This is a genomic window from Massilia sp. 05N420, assembly GCF_056397205.1.
Genome location: NZ_JBFTMX010000018.1, coordinates 42,390 through 62,592, shown reverse-complemented (window position 1 = coordinate 62,592; position 20,203 = coordinate 42,390). Strand labels below are relative to the sequence as shown.

Below are 20,203 nucleotides of genomic sequence, written 5' to 3'. Positions count from 1 at the left end.
TTCACATTATGGTATAAAGTAGAGAAATATACCGCACCGCAGCAAGCACAACATGAAAATGGAAACTCTCGAACCGGCGAAAACTTCCATCCAGGTGATCGAACGCATGGTTGCCCTGCTCGACGTCCTGGCCAGCTATACGGACCCCGTGAGCCTGAAGGAATTGTCGAAAGTATCCGGCCTGCACCCCTCGACCGCGCACCGGATCCTCAACGACATGGTCGTGACGCGCTTCGTCGACCGCGTCGAGCCCGGCACCTACCGCCTCGGCATGCGCCTGCTGGAACTGGGCAATGTGGTAAAGAGCCGGCTGTCGGTGCGCGAAGCGGCGGTCGACCTGATGCGCGCCCTGCACAACAAGACCCGCCAGACGGTCAACCTGTCGGTCCGCCAGGGCGACGAGATCGTCTACATCGACCGCGCCTTCTCCGAGCGCTCCGGCATGCAGGTGGTGCGCGCCATCGGCGGCCGCGGCCCGCTGCACCTGACCTCGACCGGCAAGCTGTTCCTGTCGATCGACGATCCGAAGGCGATCCGCGCCTACGCGACCCGCACCGGCCTCGCCGGCCACAACAAGAACTCGATCACCGACCTCGGCCGCCTGGAACGCGAACTGGCGCTGGTGCGCTCGCGCGGCTATGCGCGCGACAACGAGGAACTGGAACTGGGCGTGCGCTGCATGGCAGCCGGCATCCACGACGACAGCGGCAAGCTGGTCGCGGGCCTGTCGATCTCGGCGCCGGCGGACCGGCTGCAGGATGAGTGGCTGGAAGATCTGGTGAACACGGCGGCGCAGATTTCGGCGACGCTGGGGCATCGGGTTTCATAGGCCCGTCGTTCCCGCCTGCGCGGGGACGACGTTTACAAGTTAGCGGTCAGCATTACTGCGCAGTCGTCCCCGGCACCACCGCCGACACCGTCACCGGCACCCCAGCCGCAGCCGACGCCGGAATCGCCGCCGGCTTCAATGCCTCCAGCCACTTGCGCATCCGTCCCGCGTCCGCGGTCCGCGACTGCTTCCCTTTCGAATCCAGGAACACCATGACCACGTTGCGGCCCTGGATCATGGCCTGCATCACCAGGCAGCGCCCCGCTTCGTTGATGAAGCCGGTCTTCTGCAGGCCGATGTTCCAGTCCGGCATGGCCACCAGATAGTTGGTGTTGTGGTACTGCATGCGGCGGCCGCTGGCTTCGACCACGTAGTTCGGATCCGTCGTGTACTGGCGCAGCAGCGGTTCGTGGTGGGCCGTCATGACCAGCTTGGCCAGGTCGCGCGCGCTCGACACGTTCTGGCTCGACAGGCCGCTCGAATCCACATAATGCGTGTCGTTCATGCCGAGTTCTTTCGCCTTGGCATTCATCGCATCGACGAAGGCATTGATACCGCCTGGATAGTTGCGGCCGAGTGCGGCGGCGGCGCGGTTTTCCGAGCTCATCAGGGCAATGTGCAGCAGGTTGCCGCGCGTCATGCGGGTGCCGACGGGCAGGCGCGAGGTCGTGAACTTGTGCTTGTCGACGTCGGCATCGGTGATGGTCAGCACCTCGTCCAGGCTTTGCTGGGCCTGGACTACCAGCAGGCCGGTCATCAGCTTGGTGATCGAGGCGATCGGCAGGGCGACGGTGGAATTCTTTTCGAACAGCACTTCCGAGCTGGCCTGGTCCATCACATAGGCGACCGAGGAGCGCAGCTCGAGCGGATCGTGGGTCTTGGCCAGGCCGGCCAGGTCGCCGGCGCTGAGGAAGGCGATGGCCGGCGCGGCGCGGCGCACGCGCTGGTAGACCACCCTGCGCTTGCCGTGCACCATCTCGATCCGGCGCACCATCTGCTCGCGGTTCTCGGCGGCGATGGACTTGGCGAGGTCGGTGCGCTTGGGCGGGTGTTTCACCCGCTTGGTGCTTACCGTGTGTCCCTTGTGCTTGGTGCCGGCCATGGCTTGCGAGGGTTCAAGCAGGAACATCATGGAAATGGCGGCAGCCAACGCGAGCTTGAGCATCTGAAAATCCTTGAACGCGAACTGAAGAGCACACAATGCAGTGTAGCGAAACACGAGTGAAGCGCAAGGAATGTAACACCTGCGCTCTCATTTTGCTACAACGCAATTTTTCTCACGTTGTAGAAATCTCTTGATAATTCAACAGCTTGCCGCATCAGTATACCGAACTAGTCGATGAAGCGCACGAAGCTGGATACCGGCTCGCGTTCCGTTACCAGGCTGTTCTCGATCTTGGCCGGATCGGCGAAACCGAGCGCCATGCCGCAGACCAGCATTTCATTGTCCGGCAAGCCCAGTTGCCCGGCAATGATGCGGTGGAACTGGGTAAAAGCCGCCTGCGGACAGGTGTCGAGGCCGCGTCCGCGCGCCGCCACCATGATGTTCTGCAGGAACATACCGTAGTCGAGCCAGGAGCCCTGCTCCATCACGCGGTCGATCGTGAACAGCAGGCCGACCGGTGCGTCGAAGAAGCGGTAGTTGCGGCCATGCTGGGCCGCCATCCCGGCCTTGTTCTCGCGCGTCAGGCCCAGCAGCGAGTACAGGTCCCAGCCGACCTTGCGGCGCCGGTCGATGAAGGGCGAGACCCATTCGCGCGGATAGTAGGCGTATTCCTCGGAGTGTTCCTTCGCCTGCTGGGGGTCGCGGTAGGCGTYGAGGATCGCGTTGCCCAGGCGCTCCTTGGCTTCGCCGGTCAGCACGTAGACTTTCCAGGGCTGGGTATTCGTGCCGGACGGCGCGCGCGACGCGACCTCGAGGATGGCTTCGACGTCTTCGCGCGCGACCGGGGTGTCCAGGTAGGCGCGGATCGAACGGCGCGTGGTGATGGCCGCGTCGACGGCCTGTTGCTGTGGGCTGGTGATCATGGAAAATCTCCTTGGATTATTTTTTGACGACGAAGGCCACGCCCATCACCGCGACCGCCATGCCCACCAGTCCGAGCGGGCTCAACGCTTCGCCGAACATCAGCCAGGCCATCACGGCCGTGGTCGGCGGGGTCAGGTAGAGCAGGCTGGTGACCTTGGTGGCGTCGTTGCGGCTGATAAGGCGGAACAAGAGGAAGATGGCGCCGATCGACAGCGCGAAGATGGACCACAGCAGCGCGCCGAGGAACTGCGGGGTCCAGTGCACGTTGCCGAGCGAGGGGCCGAAACCTTCCAGCGCCACCGCGGGCGGCAGCAGCAGCAGGGCGCTGGCCGTGAACTGGATCAGGGTGCCGGTGCGCAGGTCGAAGTGCGGGCAAAAGCGTTTCTGGTACAGGGTGCCGCAGGTGATCGACAGCAGCGCCAGCACGCAGAAGCCGATGGCCGTGGGCGCCAGGCCGTTCAGGCTGATCTTGGCGTAGACGACCAGGGCCACGCCGCCCAGGCCGAGCAGCAGGCCCAGCCACTGGCGCGCGCTAACCCGTTCGCCGACCAGGGGCGCGGCAAAGGCGGTCAGGATCGGTTGCAGGCCGACGATCAGGGCCGACAGCCCGGCCGGCATGCCGATCTTGATCGCGCTCCAGACCCCGCCCAGGTAGCCGGCCTGCAGCAGCAGCCCGGCGACGGCCACGTGCAGGATACGTCCGTGCGGCCATGGCGCCCGGCTCAGCAGCACCAACGGCAGCAGGACCAGTATCGCGCCCACGCAGCGCAGGATCAGGAAACTCAGCGGTGGCGCATACGGCAGGCCGTACTTGGCCGCGATGAAGCCGGTACTCCAGAGGACGACGAAGAACAGCGGCACCGGCGACAGCCAGGCGGCGCGCGCCGGCGATGCGGACGGGACCGTTGAAGCCTGGGCGGGCGGCGTGGCGGCGGTATCGGAAGAGGTGTCGGGGGTCATCGGATTGCCAGTCTAGCATGCTGTCCGGGTCGCGGCCGGCCGCCCAGTTGCAAGCTCGATTGTTGTATCCGTGCAAACGGAATGCCACGCAAACGATTGCATGCATTGATATAACTCAAAACAAGCACTTTCTGTTGTGCGCCGCATCAAAAGTGCTTGACGCATAATCGGAACCCGGTAAAATCGAATTATGTTGCGGCGCACAAAAGAGGTTCAGAACGCTGCTAGCATGCATCCGAGCAACATCCGGGTCCRCCCAAGTTCAATATTTGTCCAATACTGGAGAACTACATGTTTGCATTCCCCGAGCAGTTTTCGAACGCGACCAAAGCTAATCTGGATTCCCAATTCGCCCTGCTGACGGCCCTGACCTCCAAGACTTTCGAGGGCATGGAAAAGCTGGTGGACCTGAACATCAACACCGCCAAGACCGCGCTGGAAAATTCGTCGGCAACCGCACGTCAGCTGCTGGCCGCCAAGGATCCGCAGGAATTCTTTTCGGTGACCGCCGCCCAGGCCCAGCCGAACGCTGAAAAAGCCCTGTCGTACAGCCGCCAGGTTGCCGCCATCGCCGCCGACACCGGCGCCGAGTTCTCGCGCGCCGCCGAAAGCCAGTTCGCCGAAGTCAACCGCAAGGTGATCTCGCTGGTCGACGAAGTGACCAAGAACGCCCCGGCCGGTTCCGAGACCTATGTGTCAGCCCTGAAAACCGCCATCAGCAACGCCAACGCCGGTTACGAGCAGTTCACCAAGACCACCAAGCAGGCCGCTGAAGCGATCGAGTCGAACCTGAACGCCGCCGTGTCGCAGTTCACCCAGGCTGCCGGCAAGGCCGCCAACGGCGCTGCCAACGCTGCCTGATTAATTTTTGCCGTTTGGCAAAAGAACGGCCCGGACTGCGTGAGCGGTCCGGGCCGTTGTTTTTCTGCCGTCATCCCGCGAGCTTATGCTGCGTCATTCCCTATACGTAGAAGCAGATCATTCGCCCAGGTAAGCCGCCTGCACCCGCGGATCATTCAACATGTCCGCCGCATTCCCCATCATGGTAATCGCCCCCGACTCCATCACATAGGCACGGCTGGCAGCCTGCAGCGCCAGCCGTGCGTTCTGTTCCACCAGCAGCACGGTAATGCCCTGGGAAGACACGTTGCGGATCACCTCGAAGATCTTCTCGACCATGATCGGCGACAGGCCCATCGAGGGCTCGTCCAGCAGCAGCAGGGTCGGATGGCACATCAGGGCGCGCGCCATCGCCAGCATCTGCTGCTCGCCGCCGGACAGGGTGCCGGCCAGCTGGTTCGCGCGCTCTTTCAGGCGCGGGAATACCGTGTACCACTTGTCGATGTCGGCCTCGATCCCGGCCTTGTCGTCGCGGGTGTAGGCGCCCATCAGCAGGTTTTCGTGGATGCTCATGCGGGTGAACACGCCCCGACCTTCCGGCACCATCGCCAGCTTGTTCTGCACCAGCTTGAAGGACTTGGCGCTGCCGAGAGGCTGGCCGAGGTAGGACACGCTGCCTTCGACCTTGCAGGCCGGCAGGGTGCCGGTGATGGCTTTCAGGGTGGTGGTCTTGCCCGCGCCGTTGGCGCCGATCAGGGTCACCAGCTCGCCGCGATTGACCTCGAGGTCGATGCCCTTGACGGCCTTGATGCCGCCGTAGGCGACCTTGAGGCCGGCAATTTTAAGAATGTTCTCGCTCATCAATGACTATCTTTTCACACTGAGCCGGTGCCGAGGTAAGCCTCGATCACCGCCTTGTTCTTCTGGATCTCGGCCGGCAGGCCTTCCGCGATCAGCTTGCCGTATTCCAGCACCGAGATGCGGTCGCACAGGCCCATCATGAGCTTGACGTCGTGCTCGATCAGCAGGATGGTGACGCCGGCGGCCTGGATCTTCACCAGCAGCTCGCGCAGCGCCAGCTTCTCGGTCGCGTTCATGCCGGCCGCCGGCTCGTCCAGCGCCAGCAGGCGCGGTTCGGTGGCCAGCGCGCGGGCAATCTCGAGGCGGCGCTGGTCGCCGTAGGACAGATAGCGCGCGGTGCGGCTCGCGAACTGGCCGATGCCGACGAAGTCCAGCAATTCCTGGGCCCTGGCGCGGATCGCCGCTTCTTCGAGACGCGCCGCCTTGTGGCGCAGGATGGCGCCGATCACGCCCTGGCGGGTGCGCACGTGGCGTCCGACCATCACGTTCTCCAGCGCCGTCATCTCGCCGAACAGGCGGATGTTCTGGAAGGTGCGGGCGATGCCGGCCTTCGCCACCTCGTGCGGCGCCGACGGCGAGTAGGGCTTGCCGCCCAGCTCGAAGCTGCCGGTATCCGGCTGGTAGAGGCCGGTGATGACGTTGAAGAAGGTGGTCTTGCCGGCGCCGTTCGGGCCGATAAGGCCATAGATCTGGCCCTGCTCGATGCGGATGCCGACGTCGGTCAGGGCCTGCAGGCCGCCGAAGCGCTTGTTGACGCCGGAGATGTTCAGCAGCGCAGTCGTCATGGTCGCGCTCATGCCGCCTCCTCCGCTTCTGCTTTCGCGAGCGCCGCGGCCGGACGGTCTTCCTTGCGCGGCGACGGCCACAGACCGGCCGGGCGGTACAGCATGATGACCACCATCGCCAGGCCGTACAGCAGCTGGCGCAGCACTTCCGCCTCGATCAGCACCTTGCCGAACAGGGTGCGCTGGGCCGGCTCGACCACGTGGCGCAACACTTCCGGCAGCGCCGCCAGCAGCACGCCGCCCATCACCACGCCGGGGATGTGGCCGATACCGCCCAGCACCACCATCGCCAGCACGGCGATCGATTCGGTGAAGGAGAAGGATTCCGGCGAGATGAAGCCCTGGAAGGCCGCGAACATGGCGCCGGCCACGCCGCCGAAGGAGGCGCCCATCGAGAACGCCAGCAGCTTGACGTTGCGGGTGTTGATGCCCATCGCCTTGGCGGCGATCTCGTCCTCGCGGATCGCCACCCAGGCGCGGCCCAGGCGCGAATGCTGGAGGCGGCTGGTCATGAAGATGGTGACGATGCACAGCAGCAGGAACAGGAAATAGTAGGCGTTCACCGACGGCAGCTTGAGCCCGCCGATATAGACCGTGGCGCGCGAGCCCGCCTTGCCCGCCAGCGACACGCCGAAGATGCGGATCGGATCGATCAGGTTGATGCCCTGCGGACCGTTGGTGAAATTGATCGGATCGTTCAGGTTGTTCATGAAGATCCGGATGATCTCGCCGAAGCCGAGGGTCACGATGGCCAGGTAGTCGCCGCGCAGCTTCAGGGTCGGGGCGCCGAGCAGCGCGCCGAACAGTCCCGCCACGAGGGCCGCCAGCGGCACGATCGCCCACACCGACAGGTGGATGCCGTCGGTGCGAATGCTCTCGCCGAACAGCACCGTCAGCGAATCGCCCAGCGCCGGCGAATAGTTGACGACCGATTCCAGCAGCGAGGCAAACTGGGGCGAAGCCATCAGGCCGGTGAGGTAGGCGCCGACCGCGAAGAAGGCGATGTAGCCGAGGTCGAGCAGGCCGGCGAAGCCGACCACGATGTTCAGGCCCAGCGCCAGCATGATGTACAGCAGGGCCATGTCGAGGATGCGCACCCAGGAGTTGCCGAACTGGCTGGCGACGAAGGGGAAGACGAGCATCACCGCCAGCAGGATGGCCATGCTGGCATAGGCCTGGCGCGGTTTGTCGGCGGTGTCGAAGGTCAGGAGAGCCATGTTGTCGTTTCCTTTCCTCAGGCGCGGTCGGCCACGCGTTCGCCCATGATGCCGGACGGGCGCACGGTCAGCACCAGGATCAGCACGATGAAGGCGAAGATGTCCTGGTAGTTACTGCCGAGGAAGCCGCCGGTCAGGTCGCCGATATAGCCGGCGCCCAGGCTCTCGATGATGCCGAGAACGATCCCGCCGATCATCGCGCCATAGATATTGCCGATGCCACCCAGCACCGCGGCCGAGAAGGCCTTCATGCCCGGCACCGTGCCCATCGCGAACTGGATCGACGCATAGTTGGCGCCCCACATCACCCCGGCGACGGCGGCCAGGGCCGCGCCGATGGCGAAGGTGGTGACGACGACGCGGTTCGAATCCACGCCCATCAGGCCGGCCACGCGCGGGTTCTCGGCGACGGCGCGCATCGCGCGGCCCATCTTGGTCTTCTCGACCAGGAACACCAGGCCCATCATGGCGCAAGCGGCCAGCACCAGCAGCAGCACCTGGGTCTGCGAGATGACGGCGCCGCCGACCATGATCGGTTCCGAGGACAGCAGCTGCGGGAAAGGCAGCGGGCTGCGGCCCCAGATCATCATCGCGATCGTCTGCAGCAGGATCGAGACGCCGATCGCGGTAATCAGGGGCGCCAGGCGCGGCGCGTTGCGCAGGCGGCGGTAGGCGATGCGTTCGATCAGCACGTTGACCAGCATCGCCACCGGGATCGCGCCGACGATGGCGATCGCCAGCTGCAGTCCGCCGGCCATGCCGGGGAAGCTGGCGTCGAGGAATTTCAGGATGCTCAGGCCGACCATGGCACCGATCATCAGCACGTCGCCGTGGGCAAAGTTAATCAGGTTCAGCACGCCGTACACCATGGTGTAGCCGAGCGCGATCAGCGCATACATGCTGCCCAGCACCAGTCCGTTCAGGATCTGCTGGATAAAAGTTTCCATCGTGGGTTTTCTCTTTCTCTTGTTGCGCCGCGCGGCGGCAGACCACATTTCCGAGCGACATCATCATATTACATCCATGACCCACGCATGAAAAAAATGCCATGCCGCCGTCACAAATTTGCCGTCTGTAGTATGCTCCGCGCCTCGCGACCTCAGCCATACCCATGCCGGGGCCGCGCATAGTCAATACAACAATCAGCGAGACTTACTTGAAACAAAAATACCTGACCCTGATGGTCGCCGTGGCCCTGGCCGGCGCCTCCGCCACCGCCGCCGCCTCCGGCTACCGCTTCGGCTCCCAGAGCGTGTCCTCCCAGGGCACCGCGGAAGCCAACGGCGCCGAAGCCGCCGACGCCTCCACCATCTTCGCCAACCCGGCCGGCCTGTCGCGCCTGGAAGGCAGGCAGATCATGGGCGGCGTGACCGCCGTCGTGCCGCACTCGAGCTATCTGGATGCCGGCTCGACCCGCTTCACCCGCACGCCCACCGGCGGCCTGTCTTCGCAGGACGATTACGCGCCGGGCGTGGTCGCCGGGCCTTCGCTGTACTACAGCCAGAAGATCGACGGCCAGTGGAGCGCCGGCCTGGGTATCTTCGTCCCCTACGGCACCAAGCTGGACTACGACAGCAACTGGGCGGGCCGCTATTCGCTCACCAACATCAAGCTGGAATCCGTCAACCTGAACCCCTCGGTCGCGTTCAAGCTCGATGAGCGGCACGCCTTCGGCTTCGGCATCGACATCGAATACATGAAGGCCCGCCTGGGCCAGGCCGTCGACGTGCCGGGCACCATCGCGGCCGCCCAGGCCGCCGGTACCGGCGCCGCGCTGGCCCGCCAGATCGCGGCCATGGGCGGCAACCCTGCCGCGCTGGCATCGGCCGGCGACGCCCATGCGGGCGTGGAAGGCAAGGACTGGGGCTATGGCTTCAACCTGGGCTACCTGTTCTCGCTGGACCAGAACACCCGCTTCGGCATCGCCTACCGCTCCTCGATCAAGCATGAGCTGAAGGGCGGCGCGGTGTGGGACTTCTCGACCGTGAGCGGCGACAAGGTCGTCAACGGCGTGCTGCAGGCGGCCGCGCGGCGCGCCAACTCGGCCGCCCGCGTCGAGATCCGCACCCCGGAAACCCTGTCGCTGAACGCCTTCCACCAGTTCGACGAAAAGTGGGCCGGCATGGCGGACGTGACCTGGACCCGCAACTCGCGCATGCAGAACATCGACATCGAATTCGTCGGCACCGGCGAAGGCGACGAGGTGATCCGCCAGCAGTGGAAGAACACGGTGCGCGTGGCCCTGGGCGCCAACTACAAGCTGAACGAGAACGTGACGCTGCGCGGCGGCATCGCGCATGACGACGCCCCGGTACGCAGCACCGAACTGCGCCACGCCGCCCTGCCCGACGCCGACCGCCTGCAGCTGTCCTTCGGCGCCAACTGGAAGCTGGGCCCGGCCTCGTCGCTCGACCTGGCCTACACCTGGCTGGACTTCAAGGATGCGCCGGGCAGCTATACCAATAACTGCAACCCGGTCGCCACCGCCTGCACCGGCAACGGCGAGACCACGCGCGGCACCTGGAAGACCCATATGCAGCTGATCGGCCTGGCCTACAGCTACAAGTTCTGAGCGGCCGCTGAATGAACGAAGCCGGCGCCTCCTCGCGGGGACGCCGGCTTTTTTGGTTTCGCCGCCAGGGCGCGGATTTACACGTCGCGCAGGGTGATGACCGGCATGGTCAGGGTGCGCTTGTCCTGGAAGAAGGCGATGTCGAACAGGGCCGCCGCGCCCACCACTTCCTTGTCCATCCGGCGCAGCAGGCTGGCCGCCGCCTCGATGGTGCCGCCGGTGGCCAGCACGTCGTCGACGATCAGCACGCGCTCGCCCTTGATGCGGGCCGGCTGGATCTCGATGGTGGCGCTGCCGTACTCGCGCCTGTATTCGATGCTGATCGCCTCGCCCGGCAGCTTGCCGGGCTTGCGCGCCATCGCAAAACCGATCGCCCGCTTGTAGGCGAGCGCGCCGGCGATCATGAAGCCGCGCGCATCCATCGCGACGATGAAGTCGAAATGCAGCTCGGCGGTGCGCTCGTACAGGGTGTCGATGGCAACCTGCCAGTGCACCGGATTGTCGAAGATGCAGCCGACGTCGATGAAATTGACGCCCGGCTCAGGATAGTCCTTGAAGAACTCCAGCGGAATCGAATCGAAAGCCATCGTCTTTCCGCTCAGGCCGCCGCCGACGCGTCAGCCGCCGGATCGCCGGTCAGGCCCTTGGGCAGCGGGAAGGTGACGTGCTCTTCCACACCTTCGAGGGCGCGCACGCTGGCGGCGCCGAGTTCCTTCAGGCGGTCGATCACGGCCTGCACCAGCACTTCCGGGGCCGAGGCGCCGGCGGTCACGCCGATGCGCTTCTTGCCGGCGATCCAGCCTGGATCGATGGCGGAAGCATTGTCGACCATATAGGCCGGGGTACCCTTCTTCTCGGCCACCTCGCGCAGGCGGTTCGAGTTCGAGCTGTTCGGGCTGCCGACCACGACCACGACCTCGACCTGGGGCGCCAGGAACTTCACGGCTTCCTGGCGGTTGGTGGTGGCGTAGCAGATGTCGCCCTTCTTCGGCTCGATGATGTTCGGGAAGCGCTTCTTCAGCGCGGCGATGATCTCGGCGGTGTCGTCGACCGACAGCGTGGTCTGCGACACGTAGGCGAGCAGGTCCGGATTGGCGACCTGCAGCTTCTCGACGTCCTCGACCGTCTCGACCAGGTGCATGCCCTCTTCCGCCTGGCCCATGGTGCCCTCGACTTCCGGGTGGCCGGCGTGGCCGATCATGACGATCTCGGCGCCCTGCTTGCGCATCTTGGCGACTTCGACGTGGACCTTGGTGACCAGCGGACAGGTCGCATCGAACACTTTCAGGCCGCGCGATTCGGCTTCGTCACGCACCGCCTTCGACACGCCGTGGGCCGAGAACACGAGGGTGTTGCCCGCCGGGACGTCGTCGAGGTCCTCGATGAAGATCGCACCCTTGTTGCGCAGGTCGTTGACGACATAGGCGTTGTGCACGATCTCATGGCGCACGTAGATGGGCGCGCCGAACTGCTGCAGGGCACGCTCGACGATCTCGATTGCACGGTCGACGCCGGCACAGAAGCCGCGCGGCTGGGCTAACAGGATTTCGTTGTCCATGTCTTAGAGTACGGAAATGAGTTGCACTTCAAACTTCAGCGGCTGGCCGGCCAGCGGGTGGTTGAAGTCGAACAGGGCGTCGTTTTCGCGCATCTGCAGCAGCACGCCGGCGAAGCGGCCGCCGCCCGGCGCCGCGAAATCGACCAGGTCGCCGACCTGGTAATCGGCGTCCGGCACCGAGTTGTCGTCCAGCGTCTTCTTCGACACGGCCTGGATCAGTTCCGGGTTGCGCTCGCCGAAACCTTCGGCGGCGCTCAGCTCGAAGCTCGTGTGCGTGCCTTCCGCCAGGCCCAGCAGGCGCTGTTCGAGGAAGGGCGCAAGCTGGCCCTGGCCCAGCAACAGGGTGGCCGGCGTGCTGCCGAAGGTTGTGACGATATCAGTACCGTCGGCGGTGGCGAGACGATAATGCAGAGTCAGGTAAGCCGATTCGGTGACGATGGGAGCGTTGGTGGTGGACATTGCGGGATTGTGCGTGTGCGTAACGTGCAAACCGCTATTGTAAGCCGAACCCACCTGTCGCGCCCGAAAGGACCTCTTTATTCCACTTCGGGAGATTAAATGGGTATCAATGACTGGTCCGAACAGGAAAGGCCACGCGAGCGCCTGGTGCGCGAAGGGCCGCAGGCGCTGTCCAATTCCGAGCTGCTGGCCCTGATGCTGCGGGTGGGCGTGCGCGGCAAGAGTGCGGTCGACCTGGGGCGCGACATGCTGCAGCACTTCGGCTCCCTGCACGGCCTGTTCGGCGCGACCCTGGCCGATTTTTCCGAGGTGCACGGGCTCGGCATGGCCAAGTATGCGCAGATGCAGGCCGTGATGGAACTGGCCCGGCGCGCGATCGCCGAGCAGCTGCAGGCCGGCGACCTGCTGTCCTCGCCGGAATCGGTCAAGCGCTACCTGCGGATCAAGCTGGGCGGCCGCCCCTACGAATCCTTCGTGGTGTTGTTTGTAGACATCAAGAATCGGCTAATTGCCGATAAAGAAATGTTCCGTGGAACCCTGAGCCACGCCAGCGTCCACCCGCGCGAAGTGGTCAAGGAAGCGCTGGCCTGCAATGCCGCCGGCGTGCTGCTGGCCCACAACCACCCGTCCGGCTCGCCGGAGCCGAGCGACGCCGACCAGCGCCTGACCCGCACGCTGTCCGAGGCGCTGGGCCTGGTCGATATCCGCGTGCTCGACCATTTCATCATCGCCGGGCCGCTGGCGCACTCGTTTGCGGAGCACGGCCAGCTCTAGCGCGGCGCTTCCCCTGCGACACAGGCCAGCATGAAGTCCATGCGCCGGCCGCTGCCATCTTCCAGCGCCAAACTCACCACCTCGCGCCGCGCCAGGCTCGCCTGCGGCCAGGCGGCATGGAAGACCGCCAGCGCAGACGGCGCGTCCTGGGCATGCGTCACCAGCGCGGCGCGTCATGATCTTGCCGAAGGCCGGGCCCAGCCAGGTACGCGCCGGCAGCAGAAGCAGCAGGCCCAGCGCGGCCACCGTGGCAATACGCAGGATGTCCGCATGGATCGCCTCCCTGTCCAGCGCCGGAAACATCACGCACAGGCCCAGCGGCAGCGAAAACAGCAGCGGGATCATCCAGCGTTCCTTGATCGTGCCGACCTCCCCCGTCAGCGCGAGCGCCACCAGCAGCACCCCGCAGACGCCAAACAGGCAGGCGAAGAAGCGGCTGGCCGGCGCGCTCCGGTCGAAGCGCAGGCGGCCGCGCCACAGCGCGCGCCGGCGCCAGCACACCACCGCCCAGGCCAGCACAGGCAACGCCACGAAGGAGGCGAGCGCTTCCAGCACACCCACGCCTCCCTGCCCCACCCGCCCCAGCCAGGGCGCGTCCGCGGCGCCGTCCTGCATCTTGCGCAAGGTGCCGCCGAAGTCCAGCGCGGGATGCCCGGCCATCCAGGCGGCGTGCGGCAAGACCAGCAGGCCGGCCAGGAACACGCCATAGTTGTACTTGGTCTGCAGCCCGAGCCCGCACAGCACCCCAAAGCCGATATGGCGCGCCAGCGTCGGCCGCCGCAGCAGGGCGAAATAGAGCCACAGGGTGGCGCAGGCGAGGGCGGTCATCAGGACCGAATGGGTCTGGATGCGCAGCGCTTCCCAACCGAGCTGGGGAAACAGCGCCAGCGAGGCGGTCACGGCCAGGGCGCCGCGGCGGCTGGGTGCCGTAGCCGAGCCGCAGCTGCTGGGTGAGATAGACGATCTCCGCTTCGTCGCGCTCGAGCGTGCCGTGTTCGGCAAGACGGATCGCGAGGCAGGCGCAGCACCAGGCCAGCAGCGCCAGCAGCGGGCGCCAGTCCCTCGCCGATGGCGGACCGGGCGGCGCGGCGGGGCGCCGGCCGGGCGCTCCACATTGGCCAGGGAATCGTCATGCATGGCATCCTCGTGTCTGGGGTGTGTCCACACTGCGGCATCCGCAGCGCATGGGTTTGAACTTGGACAAACGTGCCGGCATGCCGGTTGCAGCTTCCACGCTGCTACACTTGGGAATTATTCCTGCAATGACAAACCAATGGCGGCCATCTTCAGCTTCAAATGCGCGTCCTGCGACGAGATCCACGAAGGCTCGCCCAGCTTTTCCTTCCGCGCGCCGGATCCCTGGCTGGCCCAGCCGGAAGCCGTGCAGGAAGCCGGCCACCTGGGCAGCGATGTCTGCCGCTATGAAGACGAGGACGGCCGCCAGTTCTTCATCCGCGTCGTGCTCGAAGTGCCGATCCATGGCGTCGCCGATCCCTTCCTGTGGGGCGTATGGGTTTCGCTCAGCGAAACGAGTTACGAGCGCTACGTCGATACCTACGACGCCCCGGAGACCGGCGACCGCTATTTCGGCTGGTTCTGCAATGCCCTGCCCTGGTATCCGGACACGCTCGGCATGAAGACTTCGGTCCGTCCCCGCGCGAACAAGCAGCGTCCCTATATCGTGCTGGAAGCGTCCGACCATCCGCTGGCGGTCGATTTCCACCAGGGCATCAGCGTGCAGCGCGCCCAGGAAATCGCCGAGGCCGTCATGCACGGTGAGGCATGAAGCTCCTGGCCCTGTGCGGCAGCCAGCGCACGGCATCGATGAGCGGCGGCCTGCTGCGCGCCTGCCGGCGCCTTGCGCCGGACGGCATCGAGGTCTTGCTGTTCGAAGAGCACAAGCAGTTCCCTCTCTTCAATCCCGAACTGGCCGAACTGCCGCCAGGCGTGCACGCCCTCCACGCGGCCGTCGACGCGGCTGACGCCATCCTCATCGCCAGTCCCGAGTATGCGCACGGCGTCACCGGCACCATCAAGAACACCCTGGACTGGCTGGTCGGCCACCCGGGCTTTGCCGGCAAGCCGGTGGCGGTGCTGAATCCGTCCTGGCAGTCCCACCATGCGGACGAGAGCATCAAAGAGACACTGCGAATGATGTCGGCCGAGCTGATCGACGATGCCTGCGTGCGCATTCCCGTGATCGGTGCCGGCGTCGCGCCCGATGCGATCGCGGCCTCCGAGCGCTTCGCCCCGGCCATCGAAGCGGTCCTGCGGGCCGTCGCGCAACACCTCGCCAGGCCCCGATAACAGTGTGTAAACAGCAGCTTACGGCGCAATACTTGCGTAATTTTACGATTGTTAAATTTACGCGATGATTTGAGAAACAATTTATTTTCGCAAGTTGTTGATTACGCGGCTGTTTTCAAGCTATACTCTCGTTTTTCCGATTGTGGAAGTTTACTCAAGGAGTGCGCTATGGCACGTGTTTGCCAAGTTACTGGCAAGGGCCCGATGGTTGGCAACAACGTCTCCCACGCCAACAACAAAACCAAGCGTCGTTTTCTGCCGAACCTGCAGAACCGCCGCATCTTCGTAGAATCCGAAAACCGCTGGGTCTCCCTGCGTATTTCCAACGCCGGCCTGCGCGTCATCGACAAGCTCGGCATTGACGCTGTGCTGGCCGATATGCGCGCCCGCGGCGAGAAAATCTAAATAGGGAGTCATCATGGCAAAAACTGGCCGCGACAAGATCAAACTGGAATCGACCGCAGGTACCGGTCACTTCTACACCACGACCAAGAACAAGCGCACGATGCCGGCGAAGATGGAAATCACCAAATTCGACCCGAAAGCACGTAAGCACGTGATCTACAAAGAAACCAAGATCAAGTAATCTGGTTTTCTTCTGGTCCAAAAAAGCCGCCCACTTCGCAGTGCGCGGCTTTTTTGCTGTTGACTCGGATCAGCCCGTCATCGAATTGCCCCGCTTCCCACCCCCAGGCTCGCTATAGTCGAGCCCGTCTGCCGACCGCTCCGGCCGGCGTTTCCGGGGAGAGAACGATGCGGCATTCACCTTCGAATTGGCTTCGGCTGCTGACCCTGTTGACCCCTGGCCTGCTGGCCGCCTGCACCACCCCTTACCGCCCACCCGCCGTCGTCCGCGACAGCGCGCCCTTCCCCGGCATCGTCAACCTGGTCCAGACCGGCAGCAAGCGTCCGCTCGACGTCATCCTGGTGCACGGCATGTGCACCCACGACGCAAGCTGGGCGAATCACGGCATCGACCGCATCACCGGCGTCGTGTCGGCGAATGTCCCCGAGCAGGCGGCGGCCGCGCCCAACGGCATCCAGCTGGTCGAGCGCACCCAGCAGATCGGCGGCACGCCGGTGCGCTTCCACGCCCTGATCTGGTCGCCGCTGACGGCACCGCTCAAGCGCCAGCTCGACTACGACAATACCGGCAGCCCGAACGATTGTTCRCAGGCCGGCAGCGGCGAGTGCAAGCCGAAGCGCGCCTGGCTGAACGGTTACGTCAAGGACAGGCTGCTGAACGACTGCCTGTCCGATGCCGTGATCTACGAAGGCGCCAGCCGCAACGCGATCCGCGACGCCATGGTCGAATCGGTGTCGCGCATCATCGAAAGCAACCCGAACGGCGACCATACCCTGGCCGTGGTCGCGGAAAGCCTGGGCAGCAAGATCCTCTTCGATGCCCTGAGCAGCATGCTCGAATCGCGCCAGCCGCGGACCCAGGCGCTGGGCCAGCAGGCCGCGCGTCGCCTGGGCCTGCTGTACATGGCGGGCAACCAGCTGCCCATCCTCGGCCTGGCCGAGCAGGACCTCGAACGCCGCCCCGACAACCGCTCGGCCACGGCGCCCGACTCGCTGCAGCGCTTCCTCGAACTGCGCCGCCGCCAGGGCGCCGCCCCGCTCGCGGAATCGATCGCTCGCCTGGCCGTGGTCGCCTTCACCGATCCGAACGACCTGCTGTCCTACCGCCTGCTGCCGGCCCGCTATGCGGCGCCCGACGTGGCGGTGGCGGACGTGCTGGTGTCGAATGCCCGCACCTGGCTGGGCCTGATCGAGGACCCGGTGGCGGCGCACCTTGACTATCTGGAGAATCCGGAGGTGGGGGAATTGATTGCCTGCGGCTATCCGCGCGCGCCGTCCTGCCGCTGATGCCGTCCCTGGCGTGACCGGTTGCCGTGCGCCCGGGACTGGAGAATGCGCGTAGATTGAGAGGCTGGCAGCAGCGCGAGGGCATCATGAACAAGACCGACCCGGGAGCCACATTTCGTGGCTTGCCCCTGACTCCGGAACAGGACAGCGAAATCAAGCACTACATCCACGACCGGACGCGCCACGGCGTCCCGTGGGACACACAGGAACTGCAGGCCATGCTGCACGATATGCTCGATCCACCGGAACTCGCCGATGAGGACAGCCAGACGCTGCATGACTGCATGGGCGCGGAACACGCTACCGCGATGGACGAGGCCGGCCTGGACGATGCAGTCCGCTCCGGCCAGGAACATCAGGGACGCTGACGGTCCTAGTGCAGGCGGCGGCGCTTCTGGGCGTACATCTGCTGGTCGGCGAGCACGACGTAATTCAGCAGATCCCGTTCGCTGGCAGGGTCGCAGCCGACGATACCGGCGCTAAACGCGACCCGATAGGGGCGCTCCTGCATCAGGTTAAATGCATGCAGGTTGGCATGCAGACGCGACAGGATGATTTCCGGCTGGCCGTCGTCGAGCGTGTAGGCGACGAACTCGTCGCCACCCAGGCGTGCCACGACGTCGGCGTCGCGGAACGATTCCTGGAACACGGCTGCCGCATCACGGATCAGATTGTCCCCCACCTCATGGCCGAGCTCGTCGTTGACCTGCTTGAGTCCATCCACATCGGCAAAGATGACCGCGCTGCGCGCATGCTTGCGCTGGGCCACCTTGAACATCTGCTCCGCATGGACGAAGAAGCCTCGACGGTTGTGCAGGCCGGTCAGCACGTCGGTCAGCGACAGCCTGCGCATCTCGCCTTCGGCCGCGTCGCGACGCGCCAGCTCCGCAGCGTGAGCCTCGGCGGTATCGGCCATCTGTTCGTACTGCGTGTAAACCAGGCGCTCCAGCGAGCTGTGCGATTGCAGCCTGCTCAGCGCCGCCACGGCCAGCTCCAGGATGGGCGACAGCACCCGCCGGCGCGCCTGCCAGACCGGGAGTCCTGCGTCCTCGTTCCAGCCGACCACCAGCGCAGCCACCGCCGCCGGCGCCGGCACGCCCAGCGCCAGCACCCGCTGGCCGAGCCGCCGCGCCGCCGGCCGGATCGCGGCAGCCCGGCCGGAGCCGGCGCCGCGGGGCTCCGCCAGCATTGCGGCAGCCGCCTCGTACCAGGGGTGGTCATGTAATGCGGTGCGTGGCTTTCCGAAACGGTCGAAAGCAATGATGCTCTCGTCGTCGGCGGATACCAGCAGCAAGGCCGAGCTGGCATGGGACAGCTCGGCGATGTTCTGCCCTATCAACTCAAGTACGCTCACGGCTTCATCGGTTTGCAACAGCTCGCGCGCCATGGTCAACAGCGCATACAATTTTCCTGGCTCGAGCTGGGATTCGGTGTCGTGTTTCATGAATGGCCTGACTGTCACGTTCATACGCGGCGTACCGGGGGCACGGGATTCATGGGTCGCCCGCGGGCGACGGTGTAATCGCTTCCGACACGGATTGTCCGGCGCTCTCACGGCGGCGCGCTTCCGGTTCGGCAATCACGCGGGCAATAACCGCGTCGGGCACGCCCATGTGGCGCATATAGCGCTGGGCTAGCGCGGCGTTGCGTACACCCAGGATGTTCAAGCCGCGTGCGACAGCGTTCGCGGTGGCTTCGTCGGTACGTCGTTGGCGCTCATTCATGAATACGCGTCTTTCCCGACAATCAAGCGGAACGAAAGTTGCATGGAGGGACAGCCTGCCCGCCTGGCCTTTTGGCTTCCGGCCAATATACGCGCCTGGCCTGCGATCCACCAGCACTTTTGCCCGCGTTTCAAATAACGCCGGCCAGGAATGAAAAACGCCCCTGGGCAGGGGCGTTCGATGGAAAGCGGTTGCAGGCTTACGCGTAACTGCGCAAGCGCAGCGAAAACTCCTGCAGCGCCTTGATGCCCGAAGCCTCCGCACGCGTGCACCAGTCCTGCAGCTGATGCAGCAGCTGGTCGCGGGTCGAGTGCGAGCGTTCCCAGATCGCGCCCAGTTCCACGCGCATCTGGTGCATGGTTTCCAGCACCTTGCTGTGTTCGAACAGTTCGCTCAGCTGGGCCTGCTGCGGCGCCTGCAGCTTGGCCGGCTCGCGCTGCATCAGCTTGCGCGAGGTCTTCAGGAAACGCGATTCCAGCTCGGCCTTGTGCTTCAGGTGCTCGACTTCCTCGCGGAAGGCAGCCTTGACCGACTTGGCGTACTTGGCCATCACGTCGTAGCGGTTGGTGATGACGGACTGCAGCGTGTCGAGGTCGGCTTCCAGCTTGTTCTTGGCCAGCTTCGGCTTCGGAATGGTCTTCTTGACCTTGGCCAGGCCGACCATTTCCATCATGCGGATGTAGGCGTAGCCGATGTCGAACTCGTACCACTTGCTCGACAGCTTGGCCGAGGTCGCGAAGGTGTGGTGGTTGTTGTGCAGTTCCTCGCCGCCGATCAGGATACCCCAGGGCAGCAGGTTGGTGGCGGCATCGTTGCAGTCGTAGTTGCGGTAGCCGGTGTAGTGGCCCAGGCCGTTGATGATGCCGGCCGCGGTGATCGGTATCCACAGCATCTGCACGGCCCAGATCGTGATGCCGGCCACGCCGAACATCATCACGTTAAACGGCAGCAGGATCGACACGCCCAGCCAGCTGTACTTGGTGTACAGATTGTTCTCGATCCAGTCGTTCGGGCAGCCGTGGCCGTATTTTTCCAGGGTTTCCTTGTTCTTGGTCTCCGCGCGATACAGTTCGGCGCCTTCCAGCAGCACTTTCTTGATGCCGCGGGTGACCGGGCTGTGCGGATCTTCGACGGTCTCGCACTTGGCGTGGTGCTTGCGGTGCACGGCGGCCCATTCCTTGGTCACCTGGCCAGTGGTCAGCCACAGCCAGAAGCGGAAGAAATGGCTCACGATCGGGTGCAGGTCGAGCGCCCGGTGAGCCTGGTGACGATGCAGGTAGATGGTGACGCCGGCGATCGTAATGTGGGTCACGATCAGCGTGTACACAACCATCTGCCAACCCGACAGGTCGGACAAGCCACCGTCCAGGAAGGACAGGACAGCTTCGAAGATGTTGCTCAGAAAATTCATTAACA

23 protein-coding genes are annotated in these 20,203 nt (G+C 64.8%); 10 read left to right on the top strand and 13 right to left on the bottom strand.

The window, feature by feature from the left end:
* The first annotated feature begins 52 nt into the window (after positions 1 to 52).
* Positions 53 to 829, top strand: coding sequence for an IclR family transcriptional regulator (locus AC1DIX_RS14690; RefSeq protein WP_442123362.1), 777 nt, complete (start codon positions 53 to 55; stop codon positions 827 to 829).
* Between the two features lie 52 nt (positions 830 to 881).
* Here AC1DIX_RS14690 and pbpG read toward each other — a convergent pair whose 3' ends face one another.
* The 3 genes from pbpG to AC1DIX_RS14675 form a co-directional block, all read right to left on the bottom strand.
* Complete coding sequence (gene pbpG / locus AC1DIX_RS14685; protein WP_477325284.1) at positions 882 to 1,994, bottom strand: D-alanyl-D-alanine endopeptidase; 1,113 nt, start codon at positions 1,992 to 1,994, stop codon at positions 882 to 884.
* Between the two features lie 167 nt (positions 1,995 to 2,161).
* Positions 2,162 to 2,857, bottom strand: a complete 696-nt coding sequence (locus AC1DIX_RS14680; protein ID WP_477325282.1) for a nitroreductase — start codon at positions 2,855 to 2,857, stop codon at positions 2,162 to 2,164.
* 16 nt (positions 2,858 to 2,873) lie between these two features.
* Positions 2,874 to 3,818, bottom strand: a complete 945-nt coding sequence (locus AC1DIX_RS14675; RefSeq protein ID WP_477325280.1) for a DMT family transporter — start codon at positions 3,816 to 3,818, stop codon at positions 2,874 to 2,876.
* A 291-nt stretch (positions 3,819 to 4,109) separates the two neighbouring features.
* Here AC1DIX_RS14675 and phaP point away from each other — a divergent pair, with 291 nt between their 5' ends.
* Entirely contained in the window at positions 4,110 to 4,679 is a 570-nt protein-coding gene (gene phaP / locus AC1DIX_RS14670) for a TIGR01841 family phasin (RefSeq protein WP_442123358.1), read from the top strand.
* A 117-nt stretch (positions 4,680 to 4,796) separates the two neighbouring features.
* Here the strand turns inward: phaP and AC1DIX_RS14665 are convergent, their stop codons facing one another.
* From AC1DIX_RS14665 to AC1DIX_RS14650, 4 genes are read right to left on the bottom strand one after another with little or no spacing between them, the layout of a single operon-like run.
* Positions 4,797 to 5,519, bottom strand: coding sequence for an ABC transporter ATP-binding protein (locus tag AC1DIX_RS14665; protein WP_442123357.1), 723 nt, complete (start codon positions 5,517 to 5,519; stop codon positions 4,797 to 4,799).
* 14 nt (positions 5,520 to 5,533) lie between these two features.
* Positions 5,534 to 6,304, bottom strand: a complete 771-nt coding sequence (locus AC1DIX_RS14660) for an ABC transporter ATP-binding protein (RefSeq protein ID WP_442123440.1) — start codon at positions 6,302 to 6,304, stop codon at positions 5,534 to 5,536.
* A gap of 8 nt (positions 6,305 to 6,312) precedes the next feature.
* Entirely contained in the window at positions 6,313 to 7,521 is a 1,209-nt protein-coding gene (locus AC1DIX_RS14655) for an ABC transporter permease subunit (RefSeq protein ID WP_477325278.1), read from the bottom strand.
* A 17-nt stretch (positions 7,522 to 7,538) separates the two neighbouring features.
* Entirely contained in the window at positions 7,539 to 8,468 is a 930-nt protein-coding gene (locus AC1DIX_RS14650; protein WP_442123355.1) for a branched-chain amino acid ABC transporter permease, read from the bottom strand.
* Between the two features lie 209 nt (positions 8,469 to 8,677).
* On the opposite strand from AC1DIX_RS14650, the gene AC1DIX_RS14645 reads away from it, so the two are divergent.
* A complete protein-coding gene (locus AC1DIX_RS14645; protein WP_477325276.1) occupies positions 8,678 to 10,093 on the top strand; it encodes an OmpP1/FadL family transporter in 1,416 nt (471 codons plus the stop codon).
* Positions 10,094 to 10,170: 77 nt separating this feature from the next.
* Here AC1DIX_RS14645 and AC1DIX_RS14640 read toward each other — a convergent pair whose 3' ends face one another.
* From AC1DIX_RS14640 to AC1DIX_RS14630, 3 genes are read right to left on the bottom strand one after another with little or no spacing between them, the layout of a single operon-like run.
* The gene (locus tag AC1DIX_RS14640; RefSeq protein ID WP_442123353.1) at positions 10,171 to 10,680 is read right to left on the bottom strand and encodes an adenine phosphoribosyltransferase; all 510 of its coding nucleotides are present in this window, start codon (positions 10,678 to 10,680) and stop codon (positions 10,171 to 10,173) included.
* A gap of 11 nt (positions 10,681 to 10,691) precedes the next feature.
* Positions 10,692 to 11,651 (bottom strand): 4-hydroxy-3-methylbut-2-enyl diphosphate reductase, encoded by a 960-nt coding sequence (ispH, locus tag AC1DIX_RS14635; protein ID WP_442123352.1) that lies wholly within the window; start codon positions 11,649 to 11,651, stop codon positions 10,692 to 10,694.
* 3 nt (positions 11,652 to 11,654) lie between these two features.
* The gene (locus tag AC1DIX_RS14630; RefSeq protein WP_442123351.1) at positions 11,655 to 12,110 is read right to left on the bottom strand and encodes an FKBP-type peptidyl-prolyl cis-trans isomerase; all 456 of its coding nucleotides are present in this window, start codon (positions 12,108 to 12,110) and stop codon (positions 11,655 to 11,657) included.
* A 99-nt stretch (positions 12,111 to 12,209) separates the two neighbouring features.
* On the opposite strand from AC1DIX_RS14630, the gene radC reads away from it, so the two are divergent.
* The 7 genes from radC (at position 12,210) to AC1DIX_RS14595 (ending at position 17,431) form a co-directional block, all read left to right on the top strand.
* Positions 12,210 to 12,884, top strand: coding sequence for a RadC family protein (gene radC, locus AC1DIX_RS14625; protein ID WP_477325274.1), 675 nt, complete (start codon positions 12,210 to 12,212; stop codon positions 12,882 to 12,884).
* A 1,273-nt stretch (positions 12,885 to 14,157) separates the two neighbouring features.
* A complete protein-coding gene (locus AC1DIX_RS14620) occupies positions 14,158 to 14,670 on the top strand; it encodes a DUF2199 domain-containing protein (protein ID WP_477325272.1) in 513 nt (170 codons plus the stop codon).
* Positions 14,667 to 15,191, top strand: coding sequence for an NADPH-dependent FMN reductase (locus tag AC1DIX_RS14615; RefSeq protein WP_477252964.1), 525 nt, complete (start codon positions 14,667 to 14,669; stop codon positions 15,189 to 15,191). Before AC1DIX_RS14620 ends, AC1DIX_RS14615 begins: the two co-directional genes overlap by 4 nt.
* A gap of 168 nt (positions 15,192 to 15,359) precedes the next feature.
* Positions 15,360 to 15,596 carry a 50S ribosomal protein L28 gene (gene rpmB, locus AC1DIX_RS14610; protein ID WP_025511730.1) on the top strand — a complete coding sequence of 79 codons (237 nt, stop codon included), beginning with the start codon at positions 15,360 to 15,362 and terminating at the stop codon, positions 15,594 to 15,596.
* A 13-nt stretch (positions 15,597 to 15,609) separates the two neighbouring features.
* Complete coding sequence (gene rpmG, locus AC1DIX_RS14605; protein ID WP_005665735.1) at positions 15,610 to 15,777, top strand: 50S ribosomal protein L33; 168 nt, start codon at positions 15,610 to 15,612, stop codon at positions 15,775 to 15,777.
* A 167-nt stretch (positions 15,778 to 15,944) separates the two neighbouring features.
* Positions 15,945 to 17,063 (top strand): hypothetical protein, encoded by a 1,119-nt coding sequence (locus tag AC1DIX_RS14600; protein ID WP_477325270.1) that lies wholly within the window; start codon positions 15,945 to 15,947, stop codon positions 17,061 to 17,063.
* A gap of 86 nt (positions 17,064 to 17,149) precedes the next feature.
* A complete protein-coding gene (locus tag AC1DIX_RS14595) occupies positions 17,150 to 17,431 on the top strand; it encodes a hypothetical protein (RefSeq protein ID WP_442123346.1) in 282 nt (93 codons plus the stop codon).
* Between the two features lie 5 nt (positions 17,432 to 17,436).
* Here AC1DIX_RS14595 and AC1DIX_RS14590 read toward each other — a convergent pair whose 3' ends face one another.
* From AC1DIX_RS14590 to AC1DIX_RS14580, 3 genes are all read right to left on the bottom strand, one after another.
* The gene (locus tag AC1DIX_RS14590) at positions 17,437 to 18,507 is read right to left on the bottom strand and encodes a GGDEF domain-containing protein (RefSeq protein WP_477325268.1); all 1,071 of its coding nucleotides are present in this window, start codon (positions 18,505 to 18,507) and stop codon (positions 17,437 to 17,439) included.
* 49 nt (positions 18,508 to 18,556) lie between these two features.
* On the bottom strand, positions 18,557 to 18,787 hold the full coding sequence (locus AC1DIX_RS14585; RefSeq protein WP_477325266.1) for a hypothetical protein: 231 nt from the start codon (positions 18,785 to 18,787) through the stop codon (positions 18,557 to 18,559).
* Between the two features lie 199 nt (positions 18,788 to 18,986).
* On the bottom strand, positions 18,987 to 20,198 hold the full coding sequence (locus AC1DIX_RS14580; protein ID WP_442124647.1) for a DesA family fatty acid desaturase: 1,212 nt from the start codon (positions 20,196 to 20,198) through the stop codon (positions 18,987 to 18,989).
* Between the last annotated feature and the right edge of the window lie 5 nt (positions 20,199 to 20,203).

Excerpts from the sequence above, each read along its gene's own strand:
- AC1DIX_RS14690 (WP_442123362.1), top strand. The coding sequence starts at position 53 with ATGAAAATGGAAACTCTCGAACCGGCGAAAACTTCCATCCAGGTGATC.
- pbpG (WP_477325284.1), bottom strand. The coding sequence starts at position 1,994 with ATGCTCAAGCTCGCGTTGGCTGCCGCCATTTCCATGATGTTCCTGCTT.
- AC1DIX_RS14675 (WP_477325280.1), bottom strand. The coding sequence starts at position 3,818 with ATGACCCCCGACACCTCTTCCGATACCGCCGCCACGCCGCCCGCCCAG.
- phaP (WP_442123358.1), top strand. The coding sequence starts at position 4,110 with ATGTTTGCATTCCCCGAGCAGTTTTCGAACGCGACCAAAGCTAATCTG.
- AC1DIX_RS14665 (WP_442123357.1), bottom strand. The coding sequence starts at position 5,519 with ATGAGCGAGAACATTCTTAAAATTGCCGGCCTCAAGGTCGCCTACGGC.
- AC1DIX_RS14660 (WP_442123440.1), bottom strand. The coding sequence starts at position 6,304 with ATGACGACTGCGCTGCTGAACATCTCCGGCGTCAACAAGCGCTTCGGC.
- AC1DIX_RS14655 (WP_477325278.1), bottom strand. The coding sequence starts at position 7,521 with ATGGCTCTCCTGACCTTCGACACCGCCGACAAACCGCGCCAGGCCTAT.
- AC1DIX_RS14650 (WP_442123355.1), bottom strand. The coding sequence starts at position 8,468 with ATGGAAACTTTTATCCAGCAGATCCTGAACGGACTGGTGCTGGGCAGC.
- AC1DIX_RS14640 (WP_442123353.1), bottom strand. The coding sequence starts at position 10,680 with ATGGCTTTCGATTCGATTCCGCTGGAGTTCTTCAAGGACTATCCTGAG.
- ispH (WP_442123352.1), bottom strand. The coding sequence starts at position 11,651 with ATGGACAACGAAATCCTGTTAGCCCAGCCGCGCGGCTTCTGTGCCGGC.
- AC1DIX_RS14630 (WP_442123351.1), bottom strand. The coding sequence starts at position 12,110 with ATGTCCACCACCAACGCTCCCATCGTCACCGAATCGGCTTACCTGACT.
- radC (WP_477325274.1), top strand. The coding sequence starts at position 12,210 with ATGGGTATCAATGACTGGTCCGAACAGGAAAGGCCACGCGAGCGCCTG.
- AC1DIX_RS14620 (WP_477325272.1), top strand. The coding sequence starts at position 14,158 with ATGGCGGCCATCTTCAGCTTCAAATGCGCGTCCTGCGACGAGATCCAC.
- AC1DIX_RS14615 (WP_477252964.1), top strand. The coding sequence starts at position 14,667 with ATGAAGCTCCTGGCCCTGTGCGGCAGCCAGCGCACGGCATCGATGAGC.
- rpmB (WP_025511730.1), top strand. The coding sequence starts at position 15,360 with ATGGCACGTGTTTGCCAAGTTACTGGCAAGGGCCCGATGGTTGGCAAC.
- rpmG (WP_005665735.1), top strand. The coding sequence starts at position 15,610 with ATGGCAAAAACTGGCCGCGACAAGATCAAACTGGAATCGACCGCAGGT.
- AC1DIX_RS14595 (WP_442123346.1), top strand. The coding sequence starts at position 17,150 with ATGAACAAGACCGACCCGGGAGCCACATTTCGTGGCTTGCCCCTGACT.
- AC1DIX_RS14590 (WP_477325268.1), bottom strand. The coding sequence starts at position 18,507 with ATGAAACACGACACCGAATCCCAGCTCGAGCCAGGAAAATTGTATGCG.
- AC1DIX_RS14585 (WP_477325266.1), bottom strand. The coding sequence starts at position 18,787 with ATGAATGAGCGCCAACGACGTACCGACGAAGCCACCGCGAACGCTGTC.
- AC1DIX_RS14580 (WP_442124647.1), bottom strand. The coding sequence starts at position 20,198 with ATGAATTTTCTGAGCAACATCTTCGAAGCTGTCCTGTCCTTCCTGGAC.